Consider the following 545-nt stretch of genomic DNA (forward strand, 5'->3'; position numbering starts at 1 on the left):
TAGACCTCGGTCTAAACTTCGGCGCTGACAGTGGCAATACCGTCAAGCGAGAATTGGGTCAAACCTTCAACATCAATGGCGACAGTAAAAACATCAGCACCGTCACAACCGCAAATGGTGTCAACGTACAGATGAGTGATACACCCACCTTTAACAAAGTCACCCTCATCGACGCTCCTACAGTAGGGACTGATGCCACCAACAAAACCTACGTTGATGGCACCCGTACTCAAGTGACCTCGAACAACAACTCTATCAGCGTCAGCGAAACCGCATCAGGGGATGCTAGAGTGTTCGACCTCTCTGTAGACGCACAGTCACTCAGTGAAAGTGCCCAGTCTCCAGTCGTCTATACTGATGCTACAGGCAACAAACTCTACAAGCAGACTGATGGTAGCTTCAACACTAACCCTGATGGTAGTGGCGACCTTGTCACAGCAATCGACGTAATCGCCTCTATGCAATCAGCGACTGGTAGCACCAGTACCCCAACCACGCTGAGCAACATCGCAGCTGGTACTTTGGAAAGTGACTCAACCGACGCC

At 50.6% G+C, this 545-nt stretch carries 1 protein-coding gene; it reads left to right on the forward strand.

The window, feature by feature from the left end; translation table 11 throughout:
- A partial coding sequence (locus ACTXGO_RS16070; RefSeq protein WP_443575226.1) for a hypothetical protein occupies positions 1 to 545 on the forward strand: 545 nt, incomplete at both ends.

This window comes from Psychrobacter sp. T6-1, from assembly GCF_052258445.1.